Raw genomic sequence first — 17,951 nt, 5'->3', positions numbered from 1 at the left:
AGATGGAAGATCTGCTGGGCGTATTGATGGTTCCCATGGTGGTCTTCATGGTGGTGGTAGCCCCCATCTGGCTGGTGCTGCACTATCGTGCCAAGGGGCGCATCGGCGCCGGTCTTGCCGATAGCGAGCGGGAACAGCTGCAAGGGCTGCTGGCTCGCACCGAGAAGATGCAGGAGCGAGTGGGCGCGCTGGAGTCGATTCTGGATGCGGAAGTACCCGGTTGGAGGAACAAGGTATGAGCAGTGTCAGTCGTGAAGGGCGTAACCTCTATCGCGATCCCCAGCGTGGCAAGATAGCCGGGATCTGTGCCGGTTTGGCTGAGTATTTCGGGGTGGAGACCTGGATCGTGCGGCTGCTCGCCATCAGTGGCCTTATCTTCGCCGGTTTCATCACCTTCACCGCCTATATCGCCGCCTGGTTCCTGCTCGACAAAAAGCCGGTCACCCTCTATTCGCAAGAGGATGCCGACTTTGCCGAGGTGCGGATGAAAGCGCGCAGCTGGCAGGCGGGGATCACCCCTCATCAGGCGCTGGGTCGCATCGCGCAGGAACTTGACGCGCTGGAGCCCAGAGTTCAGCGGATCGAGAAGCTGGTGACCTCCAGGGAGTTCACCCTGCAGCGGGAATTTCGCAAGCTGTAGTGCTTGCTGAAGCCCCCATGTCGATGGCGGCGCCTCCCGTGATGCGCCACCATCGACACCAGCTATCCAGATGCAACCACCAAGGGAGAACGGGTCAAGCCTTGATACTCAATAAACTGGAACAGAAGTTGACTCGCCTGCAACACAAGGCGAACGACGTGGTGAACCGGGTGCGGGATCGCCATATTCGGCTGGCGGTGACCGGCCTCTCTCGCAGCGGCAAAACCGCCTTTATCACGGCGCTGGTCAACCAGCTGGAACACGCGGCCATCGATGGCCGTTTGCCGTTGTGGGATGCCCTTCGTCAGGGGCGTATCCTCGGCGCCCGCCGGGTGCCGCAGCTCAATGCCCACATTCCAACCTTTGCCTACGAACGTGGCCTCGACTCCCTGTTTGGCGATCCACCTGCCTGGCCCGAGCCCACCCGCGGCGTGGCCGAAGTGCGCCTCGAAATTCGCTACCGCACCCGTCACCCCCTGCGCAAGCACCTGGGTGAGATCTCCACCCTCTACGTGGATCTGGTGGACTATCCCGGGGAGTGGCTGCTCGACTTGCCGCTCCTTGAGATGAACTACGAGCAGTGGAGCGAACAGGTGCGCGAGCAGCTGCGCCGCCCCGAGCTGCAGGCGCTCGCCGCCAGCTGGTTGACCCCCGGGTGGCAGGCAACGCAACCTTTTGCCGAGCGACCGGTGGCTGAGCTGGCCGAGCGTTACACCGCCTATCTGCACGCCTGCAAACAGGAGCTGGGACTGCACCTGATCCAGCCCGGCCGCTTCGTCTTGCCGGGGGAGTATGCCGGTGCCCCCATGCTGCAATTTGTCCCTTGGGTGTGGGAGATGCCCGTCGGCGAGCCCGCCGATGGCACCCTCTACGCCACCCTCAGGCAGCGCTTCGAGCAGTACAAGCAGCATCTGGTGCAGGGTTTTTATGAGCAGCACTTTGCCGGCTTCGATCGCCAAATCGTGCTGGTGGACTGCCTGCAGCCCCTCAACGCCGGGGCGGCCAGCTTTGGCGACATGCAGCAGGCCATCGCCCGCATCATGGAGAGCTTTGCCTACGGCAAGAGCAACTGGTGGCGGCGGCTCTTCTCGCCCCGCATCGACAAGCTGCTGTTTGTGGCGAGCAAGGCCGATCACGTCACCCCCGAACAGCATGGGCCCATGGTCTCCCTGCTCCAGCATCTGGTGCGCAGTGGTCGCGGTCAGGCCCGTTTTGAGGGGATCACCACCGAGTGTCTGGCGCTCGCCGCCATCAAGGCGACCGAGGTGGGCAAGGGGATGGCCAATGGCCGCGAGTTCCCCGCCATCCGCGGCACCAGCCTGAGCGGTGAGCCGCTGCTGCTGTTCCCCGGGGAGGTGCCGCCCCATATTCCGCCAGCGCAGTGGTGGAACAGTCAAGGCTTTGATTTTCAGGCGTTTCGTCCCATGCCCATGAGCGCCCATCAGGCGCTGCCCCATATCCGGCTCGATGCAGCGCTGGAGTTTCTGCTCGGGGATCACCTCGCATAACGGTGTGCGGCTCGGGTTTGTTTCCTGCGCCGCCCGCAGGAGACTGTTTTCAGGAGAATAAGGCGATGAACGATCAGATAAAAGAGCGGCCACCGTTGCAGGGCAAGGTGATCCTTGAGCCTGCCTTGACGGTGGCCAGTGACGAGCGACCGCCCGCACCGGCTCAGCGGCTGGAGGAAGCAAGTTTCGAGCGCCTCGACGAGCTGGACGAGTTCACCGAGGTGGAGAGCGCCCTCGTCAGCAAACCGCGCCGCCGCCATCGGCTGCTGGCGTGGGGGCTGGGGGCGGTTGGTCTGCTCTCGTTGGGCCAGTATGGCGCCTTTCTTTACGATCAATTCCTCACCACCCCGCTCTGGGGGAGCGCCTGGCTGGCAGCCTCGGCGTTGGTGGTGGCGGGAACTGCCAGCGTGGTGGGGCGCGAGTGGCTGCGGCTGCGCACCCTCAAGCGGCGTCAGGATGTGCGCTCGCGAGCAGAAGATCTGCTTGCTCATCAGGGAGTCGGGCAGGGGCAGGCCTTTTGCGAAGGGTTGGCGGTCAAAAGTGGCGACAAGGGGCGCGAGGGGTATCAAACCTGGCTGGCCCAGCTCGATGAGAGCCACAGCGATCGGGAAGTGCTGACCCTCTATAGCCAGCTGGTACTCGGCGAGCGTGACAAGCTGGCCCAGGCGCGGGTGGCCAAATGGTCGGGGGAGGCCGCTGTGCTGGTGGCGCTCAGCCCGCTCGCCACCGTCGACATGATGCTGATGCTGTGGCGCAACCTGCGGATGATCGAGGATATCGCCGATGTCTACGCCATCGAACTTGGCTACTGGAGCCGCATACGCCTCATCCGTCAGGTGTTTCGCAACATGCTCTACGCTGGTGCCACCGAGCTGGTGACCGAGGTGGGGATGGACTTGCTGGGCGCCGAGTTTGCCGCCAAGCTCTCTGCCCGCGCCTCACAAGGGGTGGGGGCAGGTCTGCTCACCGCCCGCCTTGGCCTGCGCACCATCGAAGCGTGCCGTCCGCTGCCCTGGTGTGCGGACGAGAAACCGAAACTGGGAGAGCTGCGCAAGCGGCTGATCGGCCAGCTGGCGGGGTATCTCAACAAATCCTGATAGCCCTGTCTGCACCTTGCAGCGATGACCCATGCCCCTGTCGTGCTCGCCAAGCCGTAGGGGCATGGTTTTAATCGGCAGATCATTGAGTTGGCAGCAGTGCCCTGTTTTGGCGAGGCGCCCGTTTACGGTTAAGCTGGCAGTCAATCTTACCAATCACACTAATAGTACCAATCGGCAAGGATGCCCGATGAACTTTACCTTTCGCCAGATCCGTTATTTTGTGGCCGTGGCCGACAGCTTCTCAGTGAGTCGTGCCGCCGCCGAGCTGCATATCTCCCAGTCGGCGGTCACCAGCGCCATTCGCGAGCTGGAGACCGAGCTCGGCGCCCCGCTATTCGAGCGCAATCCGCGCGGCGTCACCCTCACCACTCAGGGCCACCAGTTTTTGCTCCACGCCCGCCGTATTCTCGGCGCCATGACCGAGGCGAGCCACTCCCTCAAAGCAGTAGCCCAGCAGGATCAGGGACGACTCACCATCGGTGTGACCACCTTGGTGGCGGGTTACTACCTTTCAGAGGCGCTCGGCCGTTTTCGCCGCGCCTTTCCGGCGGTACAGATCGAGGTGAAGGAGGATGAACAGCCCTTCCTTGAGCACCAGATCGTCAACGGTGAGGTGGATGTGGGGATCCTGATGACCAACCGCACCATCCGGCAAGAGGCGTTTGATACCGAATTGCTGACCCGTTCGCCGCTGCGGCTCTGGCTGGCCGCCAACCACCCGCTCTGCGCCGAGTCGACCCTCTCGCTCACCGCGCTGGGGGAGGAGCCGATGATCTCGCTGACCGCCGATCAGCTCGATCAGATCATCGGCGGCGGCCTGCGTCGCTACGGCATCTCCCCCCGTATCGTGCTGCGCACCGCATCGGTGGAGGCTGTGCGCAGTCTGGTGGCGAGCCAGCTCGGGGTCGCCCTGTTGCCCGATTTTGCCTATCGCCCCTGGTCGCTGGAGCAGGAGCGGGTCGAGGCGCGCCCCATTAAGGAGCCCATTCCCGCCATCGATATCGGGCTGGTGTGGCGCCGTGGTTCTCGGCTGGATTGGACGGCGCGGGAATTTATCGATATTGCGCGGGATCAGAGCCGGTTGCGGGCCCGTCAGGCGCTCCATCGCTAGCCATCTCTTGCGGGGTAGCCACCAAAAATCAGATTCATCTGCACTCGATATCGATTTAGCTGATACCTGAGCCACCAAAAATTGAAATATTCATCGTATTGCCACTCCCCTAAGCTCATTGCTGGTTAACAGGATGTTAACGCCCATGGTGGCGTTCCTTCACCTGATGCAAGTCAACACAATGCAAGGAGTGCATGATGAAATTGACCCCTCTGATGCTGGCTCTTGTTCCGGCGCTGCTGGCAGGCCAGACCCAGGCTGCCCCGACCGAGCTCGGCAAGGGTGAAGGCCAGCTCAATATCGTGGCCTGGGCTGGCTACGTTGAGCGTGGCGAGACCGACAAGAACTACGACTGGGTGACCGGATTCGAGAAAGAGACCGGCTGCAAGGTGAGCGTCAAGACGGCGGCCACCTCGGACGAGATGGTGGCCTTGATGAACGAGGGGGGCTTCGATCTGGTGACCGCCTCCGGCGATGCCAGTCTGCGTCTGATTGCCGGTGGCAAGGTGCAGGCGCTCAATCTGGCGCTCATCCCGAGCTACAGCAAGATTGATCCCCGGCTGCAAAATGCCCCCTGGCACACTGTGGATGGCAAGCACTACGGCGTGCCCTACCAGTGGGGCGGCAATATCCTGATGTACAACACCAAGGTGTTCCCCAAGGCACCGGACTCCTGGAACGTGGTGTTCGAGGAGCAGACTCTGGCGGATGGCAAATCCAACAAGGGGCGGGTGCAGGCCTTTGACGGCCCGATCCACATCGCCGATGCCGCCCTCTATCTGATGACCCATCAGCCTGCCCTGGGCATCAAGGATCCTTACGAGCTGAACGAGGATCAGTACAAGGCCTCCCTCGATCTGCTGCGCAAGCAGCGCCAGCTGGTGGGACGCTACTGGCATGATGCTTTCGTTCAAATCGATGACTTCAAGAACGAAGGGGTGGTCGCGTCAGGCTCCTGGCCGTTCCAGGCCAACGCCCTGATCGCCGACAAGCAACCTATCGCCACCACTGTGCCCAAAGAGGGCGTCACCGGTTGGGCCGATACCAGCATGGTGCACAGCGATGCCAAGAACCTCACCTGTGCCTATCAGTGGCTGGAACACTCCCTCAACAACAAGCTGCAGGGGGATCTCGCCTCCTGGTTCGGCTCAGTGCCCGTGGTACCCGCCGCCTGCGAGGGCAATGCCCTGCTCGGGAAAGAGGGGTGCAAGACCAACGGCATCGACAACTTCGATCGGGTTCACTTCTGGCGTACTCCTGTCTCCCAGTGCAAGAGCCAGGGAACTTGCGTGCCCTATTACCGCTGGGTCTCCGACTATATCGCCATTCTGGGCGGTCGCTAAGGCGGTGTGAGCAAGGTGGTCGCCCCGGCTGCCACCTTGCCAACGGCAGGGGAGTTGCGCCTCCTCTGCACGACTGCCGAGAGCGGATAATCAAGCGGGCCGGACAGGAGTCCGGCCCATCCCAGCACAGACAAGGACGCCCCATGAACGCCGTACAATTTGACCGGGTCAGCCGCCACTATGGCGAGGTGAAGGCGGTCGATGACATCTCTTTCCAGATCCCCTCAGGGGAATTCTTTACCCTGCTGGGGCCGAGCGGTTCCGGCAAGACCACCTGCCTGCGGATGATCGCGGGCTTCGAGTACCCGAGCGACGGGGAGATCCGCCTGTTCGGCGAGCCCTGCTCCACCGTGCCCCCCTACGATCGCAACCTCAATACCGTGTTTCAGGACTACGCCCTGTTTCCCAACATGGATGTGCGCGACAACATCGGCTATGGCCTGATGCTCAAGGGGGTCGCCAAGGCACAGCGTTACCGCAAGGTGGACGAGATGCTGGAGCTGGTGCGAATGCCCGGGGTCGGCAAGCGCCGCCCAAGCCAGCTCTCCGGCGGCCAGCGCCAGCGCATCGCCATCGCCCGGGCGCTTATCAACCAGCCACGCATCCTGCTGCTGGATGAGCCGCTGGGGGCCCTCGATCTCAAACTGCGCGAGCAGATGCAGCTTGAGCTCAAGGCGCTGCAACGCCAGTTGGGCATCACCTTTATCTTCGTCACCCACGATCAGCAGGAGGCGCTCTCCATGAGCGACCGGATCTGCATCTTCAGTCAGGGCAAGATTGAGCAGATAGCCGCCCCCGATACCATCTACGACGCTCCGGCGACGCCGTTTGTGGCCCGCTTTGTCGGCACCGTCAATCTGTTCGAAGGGGAGCAGGCCAGACGGCTGTGCGGTGACGGCAGCCAGATGATGGTGCGCCCGGAGCGGATCCGGCTCGCTGAGGCGGGTGCGCCGGGCTGGTCGGGAGAGATCCGCGAGGTGGAGTATCTGGGCCCCTTCGTCCGTTATCGGGTTGATCTCGGGGAGCAGCTCGAGATCATCGTCAACCACCCCAATGAGGGGCAGGCCCGTCTGGCCCGTGGCAGCAGGGTCAGCCTCAGCTGGCCGGAGCAGGCCATCCATCGCCTGAGCGCCGCCCATCAAGGGGCTCTGCCATGAGTACCCCTCACAGTGCGAGTCTTGCCATGAACCATCAGCCCGAACCTGCCCGTTTCAGGCCGCTGCGGCGCCTCTCGACCCTGCTCTATGGTCGACCCGGCCTGCTGCTGGCGATCCTGCTGGGGCCGCCGCTGCTGTGGCTCGGCATCATCTATGTCGGCTCCTTGCTGATGCTGCTCTCCAACTCTCTGTTCGGGCTGGACGAGTTCAGCGGTCAGGTGCGCCACGAGCTGGGCCTGCAAAACTTCGTCGCCCTGCTGCGACCGGAGAATCTGGATGTGATCGGCCGCACCGTCGGCATGTCGCTGCTGGTGACCCTGGCCTGTGCCCTGCTCGGTTTTCCGGTAGCCTACTACATGGCACGCTACACCAGTGGCAAGACCCGGGCGCTGTTCTATGTAGGGATCATGCTGCCGCTCTGGTCCAGCTATCTGGTGCGGGTCTACGCCTGGAAGCTTATTTTGGCCAAGGAGGGGGTAGTGAGCTGGCTGGCCGACAGCATGGGGCTGGAGTGGCTGCTCGATGCCATCCTCTCCTTGCCGGTGATAGGTGGCCCGTCGCTCTCCTTCTCGCGGCTCGGCACCTTTATCGTGTTCGTCTATGTCTGGCTGCCCTTCATGATCCTGCCCATTCAGGCGGCGGTGGAGCGTATACCGCGATCCCTCTTGGAGGCGAGCAGCGATCTGGGGGCGACACCCGCCCAGACCTTTCGCAACCTGATCCTGCCGCTGGCGTTGCCCGGTGTGGTGGCGGGCTCCATTTTCACCTTCTCGCTGACCCTCGGTGATTACATCATCCCCGGCATCATCGGCAACTCGACCATGTATATCGGTCAGGTGGTCTACATGCAGCAGGGAACGGCGGGCAATCTGCCCTTTGCCGCCGCCTTCTCGCTGGTGCCGATCCTTATCATCGCCATCTATCTGGCGATTGCGAAAAGACTGGGGGCTTTTGATGCGCTTTGAATCAATCGCTTTGAACCGGCAGCAAGGAGGCCGTCATGTCAGCTAGCTCAGTGAGCCGTCAGGGAGAGCGCCCTTCGGGGCTGCTCAAGTACGCCGCCATCGGTGGCCTTCTGTTCCTGCACTTTCCCATTCTGTTTATCTTCCTCTACGCCTTCACCAGCGAGAGCAAGAGTTACCAGTTTCCGCCCCCCGGGCTCACCCTCAAGTGGTTCGAGGTGACCCTCAATCGTCCCGATGTGTGGCGTGCCATCCAGCTGTCACTGGAGGTAGCGGGGCTGGCGACGCTGGCAGCCATGATCCTCGGCACCTTGGCGGCAGGGGCCATTGCCCGCAGCCGCTTCTTCGGTCAGGAGGTGGTGTCGCTCTTGCTGGTGCTGCCCATCGCGCTGCCCGGTATCGTCACCGGTATCGCGCTGCGCTCGGCCTACGGCTTGATGGAGATCCCGTTCAGCTTCTGGACCATCGTTATCGGCCACGCCACCTTCTGTGTGGTGGTGGTCTACAACAATGCGCTGGCACGTTTTCGCCGCACCAACCAGAGCCTCATCGAGGCGTCGATGGATCTCGGGGCCGACGGCTTCCAGACCCTGCGCTACGTGATCCTGCCCAATCTGGCCACGGCGCTGCTGGCGGGGGGCATGCTGGCCTTTGCCCTGAGTTTTGACGAAGTGATCGTCACCACCTTTACGGCGGGCCAGCAGACCACGCTGCCCATCTGGATGTATCAGGAGCTGATCCGTCCCCGTGACAGGCCGGTCACCAACGTGGTGGCCCTCATCATAGTGGCCTTCACCACTATCCCTATTTTGCTTGCCTACTACCTCACTCGCGACACCCATGATGTCGCTGGCAGTGGCAAATGATGACTCAACGCGTGCGCAAGGATGCAACCATGAAACTCTCTACCCAACTCTTGATTGATGGCCAGTTTGTGACCGGCGAGGGGCAGGCCGAACCCATTCTCAACCCGGCCAACGGCGAACAGATCGCCGCCGTGCCCGAAGCCTCGTTCGAACAGGTGAACCGGGCTGTGAACGGTGCCCAGCGCGCCTTCGCCCAGTGGAGCCGCACCACCCCGGCAAGCCGCAGCAACCTGCTGCTGCGTCTGGCGGATCTCGTCGAGCGCCACGCCGAGGAGTTTGCGGCGCTCGAATCCCTCAACTGCGGCAAACCCTATCTGGCTGTGCTCAATGACGAGCTGCCCGCGGTGGTGGACTGCTTCCGCTTCTTTGCCGGGGCGGCCCGCTGCCTGCAAGGGCCGCTGGCGGGAGAGTATCTCGAGGGGCACACCAGCATGATCCGGCGCGATCCCATAGGTGTTGTGGGCAGTATCGCCCCCTGGAACTACCCGCTGATGATGGCGGCCTGGAAGATGGCGCCGGTGCTGGCGGCGGGCAATACGGTGGTGCTCAAACCCTCCGAGCAGACCCCGCTCACTGCTTTACGCCTTGCCGAACTGGCCAGCGAGATCTTCCCCCGCGGCGTTATCAACGTCATCTGCGGGCGGGGCGAGAGTGTAGGGGCGCCGCTGGTGGAGCACCCGCTGGTGCGGATGGTGTCGCTCACCGGCGATATCGCCACCGGCCAGAAGATCCTGCAGAGCGCCGCCCGCACCATGAAGCGCACCCACCTTGAGCTAGGAGGCAAGGCGCCGGTCATCATCTTCGACGATGCGGATCTGGAGGCCGTAGTGGCGGGCATTCGCACCTTCGGTTTTTACAATGCAGGGCAAGATTGCACCGCCGCCTGCCGTATCTATGCCCAGGGCAAGATCTACGACAAGTTTGTCGCCGCCATGACCGAGGTGGTGGCCTCCATCAAGGTGGGAAGCCAGTACGAGGAGGGGGTCGAGATGGGGCCGCTTATTTCGGACAGACAGCGCAACCGGGTCGCCAGCTTTGTCGAGCGGGCCCAGAGCAGCGGCCATGTGGAGGTGACTGCGGGGGGCAAGATCCGCCCCGGCAACGGCTTCTTCTTCGAGCCGACCCTGATTGTCGGGGCTCGGCAGGAGGATGAGATCGTGCGCCGCGAGGTGTTTGGCCCCGTGGTGTCGGTGACCCGTTTCAACGACGCCGAGCAGGTGGTGCAGTGGGCCAACGACTCGGACTATGGCCTCGCCTCGTCGGTCTGGACCAAGGATCTGAGCCTCGCCAGCAAGGTGGCCAGCCACCTGCAATATGGCTGCACCTGGATCAACACCCACTTCATGCTTACCTCCGAGATGCCCCACGGCGGCATGAAGATGTCGGGCTACGGCAAGGATCTCTCCCTCTATGCGCTGGAGGATTACACTGTGCCGCGCCATATCATGGTCAAGCTGTAGTGGGGATTGGTGAGCGGGCTGTCACAATTTATTTACAACTGTTTCAGGCAGCCGGCTCATGGGTCGGCTGCTTTTTTTGTTGCCATTTCGTTACAGTGAAATCGTGATGAAACGGCAAGGCGCCTTGATGTGGCGCCAGAGGATGGAACCGCTATGGCAACCTTTTACACCGCCCACCAGCCGGATGCTGACGGGGTGATCCACTACAGCAACGAAGAGCACGGCACCTGGCAGATCCTGATCGAACGTCAGTTCGCCGCTCTCGATGGCAAGGGGTGTGATGAGTATCTGGCCGGTCTCGACAGGCTTGGGCTGCCCCGTGATCGCATCCCCCAGCTGGCCGAGATCAACGCCGTCTTGCAGCCTGCGACCGGCTGGTCGGTGGCGGCGGTGCCAGCGCTGATTTCGTTCGATCGCTTCTTTGCCCTGCTGGCCAACCGCCAGTTTCCGGTAGCGACCTTTATCCGGCGGCGGGACGAGCTCGACTACCTGCAAGAGCCGGATATCTTTCACGAGATCTTCGGCCACTGCGCCATGCTGACTAATCCGGCCTTTGCCCACTTCACCCACCTATACGGTCAGTTGGGGCAGCAGGCGAGCAAGGAGCAGCGGGTTTTTCTGGCGCGGCTCTACTGGTTCACCGTGGAGTTTGGCCTGCTGGCCACGCCTGACGGGCTGCGTATCTACGGTGGCGGCATTCTCTCCTCCATCGGCGAGACCGCCTATGCCCTCTCCGGCCAGCCGCTGCTGCAACCTTTCGATCTGTTGACCGTGCTGCGCACCCCGTATCGCATCGACATCATGCAGCCCACCTATTTTGTGCTGCCGAGTCTCGAGCATCTCTACCAACTGACTGGGGAGGAGATCATGGCTGCTCTGGCCGAGGCCAGTCGTCTTGGCCTCTATCCGCCACGTTTTGAGGTTCCCGCTGGCAAACAGGCGAGCTGACCAAAAGCAAACAACCCTATTTCATTTTCATTAATTTTTCATTAATTCAAGCAGGAGTAACCCATGTCCGAACTGGCCAGCCAACAGTGTGAAGCGTGTCGCGCCGATGCCCCCAAGGTGAGCGATGAGGAGCTGCGTGAGCTGATGCAGCTTATTCCCGACTGGCAGCCGCTGGTGGAGGGGGGGGCGCTGCAGCTGCGGCGGGAATTTACGTTTCGCAACTTCAAGGAGGCGCTGGCGTTTACCAACCGCCTGGGCGAACTGGCGGAGGCAGAGTTCCATCATCCGGCCATCCTGACCGAGTGGGGCAAGGTGACCGTCAGCTGGTGGACCCACAAGATCGGCGGTTTGCATCGCAACGACTTCATCATGGCTGCGCGTACAGACCAATTGCCCAGATAATCTGAGAACAGGTTGAGGCGGAGTATCCCCCTTCCTGCATTTCTGACCGAATGGGGGAGGTGACCGTCAGCTGGTGGATGCATAAGATCGGCGGCTTGCATCGCAACGACTTCATCATGGCGGCGCGCACCGATCAGTTGCTCCGGTAATCGCACCCCACACCAGCGTCATCGGTTGACCCGGGCCTGCCTGCGAAAGCGGGGCGGGCCCGCATTTTTATGGGCTGGCGCTCGCACTGGGGGGATCGAGACTGTATTATCCGCTCATTCATAGAGTTAGCTAGGAAGTGTGTCCCGAATGCGTCTTGAAGTCAGCTGTGAAGACCGCCTGGGCCTGACCCGGGAACTGCTCGACCGCCTGGTGGAGCACAATATCGATCTGCGCGGCATCGAAATCGATACCTCAGGCATCATCTATCTCAACTTTCCCGAGCTGGAGTTCAGTGATTTTCAGCACCTGATGCCGGAGATCCGCCGCATTCCCGGCGTCTACGACGTCAAGACCATCCCCTACATGCCTTCCGAGCGAGAGCATCACGAGATCGAGGCGCTGCTCAAGGCGCTGCCGGACCTGGTCTTCTCCCTCGACAGCAAGGGCAAGGTGACCCAGGCCAACCAGTCGGCCCTCACCACCCTCGGCTTGCCGGTGGAGGAGGTGCGCGGCGTGGCGCTCGGTTCGCTGGTCAAGGGCTTCTCCTTCACCCGCTGGCTGGAGGCGAGCGAGATCAAGCCGCAGACCTGCAAGCTCAGTTTCAATGGCGAAGAGTATCTGGCAGATCTGATGCCGCTGTTCGTGGCAGAAGCCCGCGGCAAGCAGGCGCTGGCTGGGGCCGTGGTGGTGCTCAAATCTGCCCGTCGGGTCGGCCTGCACTTCAGCGCGCTTCATGCGGTGGAAGTGGGGGGCTTCGAGCATCTGCAGGCTGAGAGCCCCAAGATGAAAGAGGTGCTGTCGCAAGCGCGCAAACTGGCGATGCAGGACGCGCCGCTGTTGATTGTCGGTGAGACCGGTACCGGCAAGGAGCTGCTGGCCCGTGCCTGTCACGGGGCCAGCCTGCGCTCCAGCCACCCCTTTATGGCCCTCAACTGCGCTGCCATGCCCGATAACGTGGCCGAGAGCGAGCTGTTTGGTTATGCCCCCGGTGCCTTTGGCAACAACACCGAGGGCAAGCGCGGCGTGCTGGAGCTGGCGAGCGGCGGCACCCTGATGCTAGACGAGATCGGCGACATGTCTCCCCATCTGCAGACCAAGTTTTTGCGGGTGTTGCAGGATGGGGTATTCCGCCGGGTCGGTGACGAGCAGGAGGTGAAGGTCAACGTGCGTTTCATCTGCACCACCCAGAAGCAGTTGCTGGATCTGGTGCACGAAGGAACCTTCCGCGAGGATCTCTACTATCGCCTCAACGTGCTCAGTCTGGCGCTGCCACCCCTGCGCGAGCGCAAGGCAGACATCATGGTGCTGGCCCAGCAGTTTGTCTCCCGCTTTGCCAGCGAGTTGCAGCGACCCCGTCCGCGCTTTACCCGCAACATGGCCGACTACCTGACCGCCTACCGCTGGCCGGGCAACGTGCGTCAGCTGCGCAACTGTCTCTACCGCGCCATGACACTGCTGGAAGGGGATGAGCTGGGGCCCGAGCAGATCGACCTGCCGGTGGCGGCCGATACCATGCCGCTGATCGACGAGTGGTTTGAGGGGAATCTCGACGATGCGGTGAAGCGCTTCGAGAGCCAGCTGCTGGCCCGGCTCTATCCCGCCTTCCCGTCGACCCGTCAGTTGGCCAAACGCCTGGGCGTGTCGCATACCGCCATCGCCAACAAGCTGCGGGAATATGGCATCAGCAAGAAGTAAGTTGTTCCGGATGCTAGCCAACAGAGAGCCCGTCACCAGACGGGCTCTCTGTTTTCTTTACACGGCTTCCGGGCGGGAGGGCTGCGGGAGACTTGTCAGGCCAGTGTCCACCAACTTACTATCTGGATACATGTACCCGAACCGCTATGCCACTGCAGCGGTGTTGTCAAGGCGGTCACCTCCCGATCATGCTGTTACTCTTTTCTCCCCGTTTCATCGCTCGCCTGGTGCTCTTGCTGTTAGGGTTTGGTCTGTTGTTGCCTCGCGCGCTGGCGGAAACGGCCGCGGAGATCCGCGCGACGGCGGTCAGAGAGTTGGTGCTCGATATCCTGAGTTACACTCGCTGGCCCACCGAGCCTGCGGTGCTGCGCATGTGTGTGGCGGCGCCAACGGAGTATGCCGGAGCCCTCTTTACCATCGATCGTCAGGCCAATGGCCGTGCCGTGCAGGTCAATCGTTACGACGCGAGTGATCCGGCCATCAGTGATAATTGCGATGTGCTCTATCTCGGCGTCGTCGACGAGCCGACCCGGATTGCGTTGTTTGCGCGCTTGCAGGGTCATTCAGTGCTCAGCATCAGCGAATACAACCACGACTGTTCCACCAGCTCGGTGTTCTGTCTGCAGACCGAGCCACAGAGTGTGCGAGTGCGGTTTAAAGTGAACCTCGATGCCCTGGCCCTGAGCGGCGTACGAGTACATCCCGCTGTGCTCAAGCTGGCCCGTGCCGATAAGGGGGTCCCATGAGGCGACAGGTCAGCGCGGATCCCCGTCTTCCGACCCTGCGTCAGAGCTTGGGGCGAACCCATCTGGTGGCCGCCATCACGGCCGTCAGCGTGGCGGGACTCTTTTTTACTCTGATTGCCTTGCTGGTAGTACGCTTCTACGCCGATCACAATCTGGAGCTGGTGGCCCGCGCAATCAGCTACAGCGCCGAGGCGGCGGTGGTGTTCCACGATGAAGAGGCAGCGAGCGAGGCGCTTGGCGGTATTGTCGCCCATGAGGAGGTGGCCGAAGCCAGTATCGTGCTGGCCAATGGTCAACAGCTCGCTAAATGGGTTCGTCCCGTCAGCAATCCACTAGCCACAGTCGAAGATTATCTTGCCCGCCTGCTGTTACCGGGGCCGGTCACCTATCCCATGCTGCGGGGAGGTGATCAGATTGCCACCATAGAACTGCGCGGTCATGGCGAGTATCTGTTGCTGTTCTTGCTCTCGGTGCTGCTGGTGATGGTGATTTGCCTGGTGTTGAGTGTGATGGGCGCCTTCTATGTCGCCGGGCGGATGCAGGTCGCGATCACCTCGCCACTGCGACAACTGGCACAGGTCGCCCACTCGGTGCGTCGACAACGCACTCTGGGGATGCGGGCGCCACCGGCCGATATCGTCGAGCTCAATGAACTGGGAGAGGATTTCAACGCCCTGCTGGATGAGCTGCAAGCCTGGCAGGCTCATCAGGCGCGGGAGAACGCCAGTCTGCTCCACCAGGCGACCCATGATGCGTTGACCGGGTTGCCCAACCGGGCGTTATTCGAAGCTCGCCTCGAGCATGCCATTGGCGAGGTAAGCGAGGGGGGGGCCCCGTTCGCCCTGCTTTATCTCGATTGCGATCGTTTCAAACAGATTAACGACACCCTGGGGCACAACGCCGGTGACGATGTGCTGGTGACCCTCTCCCGGCGGGTAGAGCATCAGCTGCGCCCCGGAGATCTGGTTTGCCGGCTGGGGGGGGATGAGTTCGCCATACTGCTGACACCTGTGCATCTGGGGCAGGATGTGGAAGAGGTGATCGACCGCATTCAGCAGGCGATGAGTGATCCTGTGGTATTGCGGGATGGACAGCAACTGGTGGCAGGGATCAGCATCGGTTTTGCCATCCATCAACCCGGGACCCGCGCCAGCGAGCTGTGCGAGCTGGCAGACAAAGCCATGTATTTGGCAAAACGTACACGCCGTGAGGAGGTTGAGGCCGCCAAATCGGCGTGAGTCAAGGTGTAAAGGAGTCATAACAATGAAACTATCCCTCTCCATCAAGGCTGTCGTGCTGGGCCTGTTGTTCTCTCTGCTGGCGGGTTGTCAGAGCACCCCCAGGGGGTTGACACCGGAACAGCTGGCAGTATTGAAGGAGCAAGGTTTCTATCTGACCGATGAGGGCTGGACACTGGATCTGGCCAACCGGGTGCTGTTTGCCAACAATGTGGGTGAACTCAATCCGCAGACCCGGCAGATAGTGGAAAAACTGGGCAAGGCCCTGCTTGGGGTCGGGCTCGACAAGGCGAGGGTTGACGGCCATACCGACAATACCGGCGAGAGCAGCTATAACCAGCAGCTCTCTCTGAAACGGGCTCAATCGGTGGCCGATGTGCTGATCTCGGTGGGGATGAAGCCCGCCAATCTTGAGATCCGTGGCCGTGGTGAGACGGCCCCGGTGGCGGACAACAAGAGCGCCGCCGGACGAGCAGAAAACCGCCGGGTTGCCATTGTGATTGCCAACCAGTGATTTCTACCCGGCAGTACGCCGTGTGCATAGCAAAAGAGCGCCCCGAGAGGCGCTCTTTTTGATCCGGCGACACTACTTTCCTGTGTCGGCCTCGCTGTGCTTGCGCAAGCGGATATTGATCATCTCCACCACCAGCGAGAAGGCCATGGCGAAGTAGATGTAGCCCTTCGGTATGTGCAGATCCATTCCCTCCGCCATCAGGGCAAACCCCACCAGGGTGAGGAAGGAGAGGGCCAGCATCTTGATGGTGGGATGGTCATCGACGAAATCGCCAATGGATTTGGCGGCGAACATCATGATGAAGACGGCGATCATGATGGCCAGCACCATCACCGGCACGTGATCGGCCATGCCGACTGCTGTGATCACCGAGTCGAGGCTGAACACTATGTCCAGAATGGCAATCTGGATCAGGGTGCTGACAAATCCCGAGGCCGTTTTGCTGACGCTCTCCGGCTCGGCGGCTCCTTCCAGGGTGGCGTGGATCTCGTGGGTACTTTTGGCGATAAGGAACAGCCCCCCCAGCAGCAGGATCAGGTCTCGGCCCGAGATAGCCTCGTTCAGCACGGTGAAGAGCGGCTCGGTGAGACGCATCACCCAGGCCAGCGAGAGCAGCAGCAGGATGCGGGTGCCCATGGCGAGCCCCAGCCCCAGAATGCGCGCTTTTTGGCGCTGCGCCTCCGGCAGGCGGCCGACCAGGATGGAGATAAAGATGATGTTGTCGATGCCCAGCACGATTTCGAGCAGGGTAAGGGTCGCGAGAGCAACCCAGGCGGAGGGATCAAGAACCCATTCCAGCATGATTGAACCTTGATTGAACATTGGTTGGAAAAATGAAGGTGCGAATTCTAGCAGGGGTATCACCGCTTGTCCCAGAGGGACGAAAAGATAAAAATGGTGCCCATTGCAAGGGAGGCAGGCATGTTTCGATTAGGGTTCATCATTAATCCGCTCGCCGGGATTGGCGGCGCAGTGGGGCTCAAGGGGAGTGACGGCGTGGTGGATGAGGCGATTGCTCGTGGCGCTGTGCCCAAAGCGCAGGAGCGGGCGCGGCAAGCGCTGTTGCCACTATGCGAGCTGAGCGTCCCGTTCGAACTGCTGACGGTGGCCGGAGATATGGGGGAGACGGTGGCCCGCTCTCTGGGATTGCCCTGTCGGGTGATCTATCAACCGGCCGGGGAGAGCACCTCGGCCGATGACACCCGCCATGCTGCCGGGCTGATGCGCGAAGCCGGGGTCGATCTGCTGCTGTTTGCCGGTGGCGATGGCACGGCGCGGGATATCTGCGCCGCGGTGGGGGAGTCCTGCCATGTGCTCGGCATTCCCGCGGGGTGCAAGATCCACTCCGGCGTCTACGGGGTGACGCCCGCTGCCAGCGGGCGGGTGGTGGCGCGGATGATCGCAGGGGAACTGCTCAGCCTGATCGATGCCGAGGTGCGCGACATCGACGAGGAGGCGTTTCGCGCGGGCAAGGTGCGGGCCCGCCACTACGGCCAGCTGAAGGTGCCCGGTGATCTGCGTTATGTACAGGCGGTAAAACAGGGGGGCAAGGAGTCCGAAGAGCTGGTGTTGGCGGATCTCGCCGCCGGTGTGGTGGAGCAGATGGAGCCCGATACCCTCTATCTGATGGGCTCCGGCAGCACGGTGGCAGCCTGTATGGCAGAGCTCGGTCTGGAAAATACTTTGCTCGGTGTGGATCTGGTGGAAAATGGCCGACTTATCGGGCAGGATCTCAGCGCCGCCGAGATCCTGACCCGGATCCGCGGCCGTCGCTGCCGACTGATCATTACCCTGATCGGCGGACAGGGACATCTGTTCGGGCGCGGAAATCAGCAATTGAGTCCTGAGGTGATTCGGTGTGTCGGGCTGGAGAATATCCAGGTGCTGGCAACCAAAGCCAAGCTTGCCGCCCTTGCGGGCAGGCCGCTGCTGGTGGATACCGATGATCCGCAATTAAACCGGGCGTTGCGTGGTTATCTGCGAATAACCACGGGATACAAGGAGCAGGCCATCTACCCGGTGGCCAACCCGGAATAGGACGCCAAGGACGCTGCTGGCCTGGCGCCAGAGAGCTGCAATCAACCGGATTGCGGTTCCATACCCCCGAATTT

At 61.9% G+C, this 17,951-nt stretch carries 19 protein-coding genes; 18 read left to right on the top strand and 1 reads right to left on the bottom strand.

Annotated features, from left to right (window positions below; translation table 11 throughout):
* Positions 1-2 precede the first annotated feature (2 nt).
* The 17 genes from pspB to G5171_RS07115 all read left to right on the top strand — a co-directional run bounded on the left by pspB (position 3) and on the right by G5171_RS07115 (position 15,840).
* Positions 3-239, top strand: coding sequence for an envelope stress response membrane protein PspB (gene pspB, locus G5171_RS07195; RefSeq protein ID WP_005333672.1), 237 nt, complete (start codon positions 3-5; stop codon positions 237-239).
* Positions 236-640 (top strand): envelope stress response membrane protein PspC, encoded by a 405-nt coding sequence (gene pspC / locus G5171_RS07190; protein WP_005333670.1) that lies wholly within the window; start codon positions 236-238, stop codon positions 638-640. The genes pspB and pspC overlap by 4 nt, the downstream gene beginning before the upstream one ends.
* 101 nt (positions 641-741) lie before the next feature.
* Complete coding sequence (locus tag G5171_RS07185; protein ID WP_421260011.1) at positions 742-2,148, top strand: YcjX family protein; 1,407 nt, start codon at positions 742-744, stop codon at positions 2,146-2,148.
* 65 nt (positions 2,149-2,213) lie between these two features.
* On the top strand, positions 2,214-3,245 hold the full coding sequence (locus G5171_RS07180) for a YcjF family protein (RefSeq protein ID WP_421260010.1): 1,032 nt from the start codon (positions 2,214-2,216) through the stop codon (positions 3,243-3,245).
* Between the two features lie 190 nt (positions 3,246-3,435).
* A complete protein-coding gene (locus G5171_RS07175; RefSeq protein WP_266134811.1) occupies positions 3,436-4,359 on the top strand; it encodes a LysR family transcriptional regulator in 924 nt (307 codons plus the stop codon).
* A gap of 197 nt (positions 4,360-4,556) precedes the next feature.
* Positions 4,557-5,702: an ABC transporter substrate-binding protein gene (locus tag G5171_RS07170; RefSeq protein ID WP_421260009.1), complete on the top strand. Its 1,146-nt coding sequence runs from the start codon at positions 4,557-4,559 to the stop codon at positions 5,700-5,702.
* A 143-nt stretch (positions 5,703-5,845) separates the two neighbouring features.
* Entirely contained in the window at positions 5,846-6,859 is a 1,014-nt protein-coding gene (locus tag G5171_RS07165) for an ABC transporter ATP-binding protein (protein WP_421260008.1), read from the top strand.
* A complete protein-coding gene (locus tag G5171_RS07160) occupies positions 6,856-7,824 on the top strand; it encodes an ABC transporter permease (protein WP_421260007.1) in 969 nt (322 codons plus the stop codon). The genes G5171_RS07165 and G5171_RS07160 overlap by 4 nt, the downstream gene beginning before the upstream one ends.
* A 35-nt stretch (positions 7,825-7,859) precedes the next feature.
* Positions 7,860-8,687: an ABC transporter permease gene (locus G5171_RS07155; RefSeq protein ID WP_005352644.1), complete on the top strand. Its 828-nt coding sequence runs from the start codon at positions 7,860-7,862 to the stop codon at positions 8,685-8,687.
* A gap of 29 nt (positions 8,688-8,716) precedes the next feature.
* On the top strand, positions 8,717-10,147 hold the full coding sequence (locus G5171_RS07150; RefSeq protein WP_421260006.1) for a gamma-aminobutyraldehyde dehydrogenase: 1,431 nt from the start codon (positions 8,717-8,719) through the stop codon (positions 10,145-10,147).
* Positions 10,148-10,300: 153 nt separating this feature from the next.
* Positions 10,301-11,095: a phenylalanine 4-monooxygenase gene (phhA, locus tag G5171_RS07145; protein WP_245132191.1), complete on the top strand. Its 795-nt coding sequence runs from the start codon at positions 10,301-10,303 to the stop codon at positions 11,093-11,095.
* Between the two features lie 63 nt (positions 11,096-11,158).
* A complete protein-coding gene (locus tag G5171_RS07140) occupies positions 11,159-11,497 on the top strand; it encodes a 4a-hydroxytetrahydrobiopterin dehydratase (protein ID WP_216978931.1) in 339 nt (112 codons plus the stop codon).
* 50 nt (positions 11,498-11,547) lie between these two features.
* Positions 11,548-11,646: a 4a-hydroxytetrahydrobiopterin dehydratase gene (locus G5171_RS07135; RefSeq protein ID WP_270905441.1), complete on the top strand. Its 99-nt coding sequence runs from the start codon at positions 11,548-11,550 to the stop codon at positions 11,644-11,646.
* Positions 11,647-11,794: 148 nt separating this feature from the next.
* Positions 11,795-13,342, top strand: coding sequence for a transcriptional regulator TyrR (gene tyrR / locus G5171_RS07130; protein ID WP_005333656.1), 1,548 nt, complete (start codon positions 11,795-11,797; stop codon positions 13,340-13,342).
* Positions 13,343-13,530: 188 nt separating this feature from the next.
* Complete coding sequence (locus tag G5171_RS07125; protein WP_421260005.1) at positions 13,531-14,088, top strand: YfiR family protein; 558 nt, start codon at positions 13,531-13,533, stop codon at positions 14,086-14,088.
* Entirely contained in the window at positions 14,085-15,326 is a 1,242-nt protein-coding gene (locus G5171_RS07120; RefSeq protein WP_421212116.1) for a diguanylate cyclase domain-containing protein, read from the top strand. Before G5171_RS07125 ends, G5171_RS07120 begins: the two co-directional genes overlap by 4 nt.
* Positions 15,327-15,351: 25 nt before the next feature.
* On the top strand, positions 15,352-15,840 hold the full coding sequence (locus G5171_RS07115; protein WP_421212114.1) for an OmpA family protein: 489 nt from the start codon (positions 15,352-15,354) through the stop codon (positions 15,838-15,840).
* A 72-nt stretch (positions 15,841-15,912) separates the two neighbouring features.
* Here G5171_RS07115 and G5171_RS07110 read toward each other — a convergent pair whose 3' ends face one another.
* Positions 15,913-16,641, bottom strand: a complete 729-nt coding sequence (locus G5171_RS07110) for a TerC family protein (RefSeq protein WP_005346200.1) — start codon at positions 16,639-16,641, stop codon at positions 15,913-15,915.
* A gap of 120 nt (positions 16,642-16,761) precedes the next feature.
* On the opposite strand from G5171_RS07110, the gene G5171_RS07105 reads away from it, so the two are divergent.
* On the top strand, positions 16,762-17,877 hold the full coding sequence (locus G5171_RS07105) for an ATP-NAD kinase family protein (RefSeq protein WP_421260004.1): 1,116 nt from the start codon (positions 16,762-16,764) through the stop codon (positions 17,875-17,877).
* Positions 17,878-17,951 lie beyond the last annotated feature (74 nt).

It is taken from the genome of Aeromonas sp. 600774 (assembly GCF_049175075.1).
Taxonomy (GTDB): domain Bacteria; phylum Pseudomonadota; class Gammaproteobacteria; order Enterobacterales; family Aeromonadaceae; genus Aeromonas; species Aeromonas veronii_A.
Note: the sequence above shows the minus strand (reverse complement) of the source record. Positions and strands in the feature narration are given on the sequence as shown.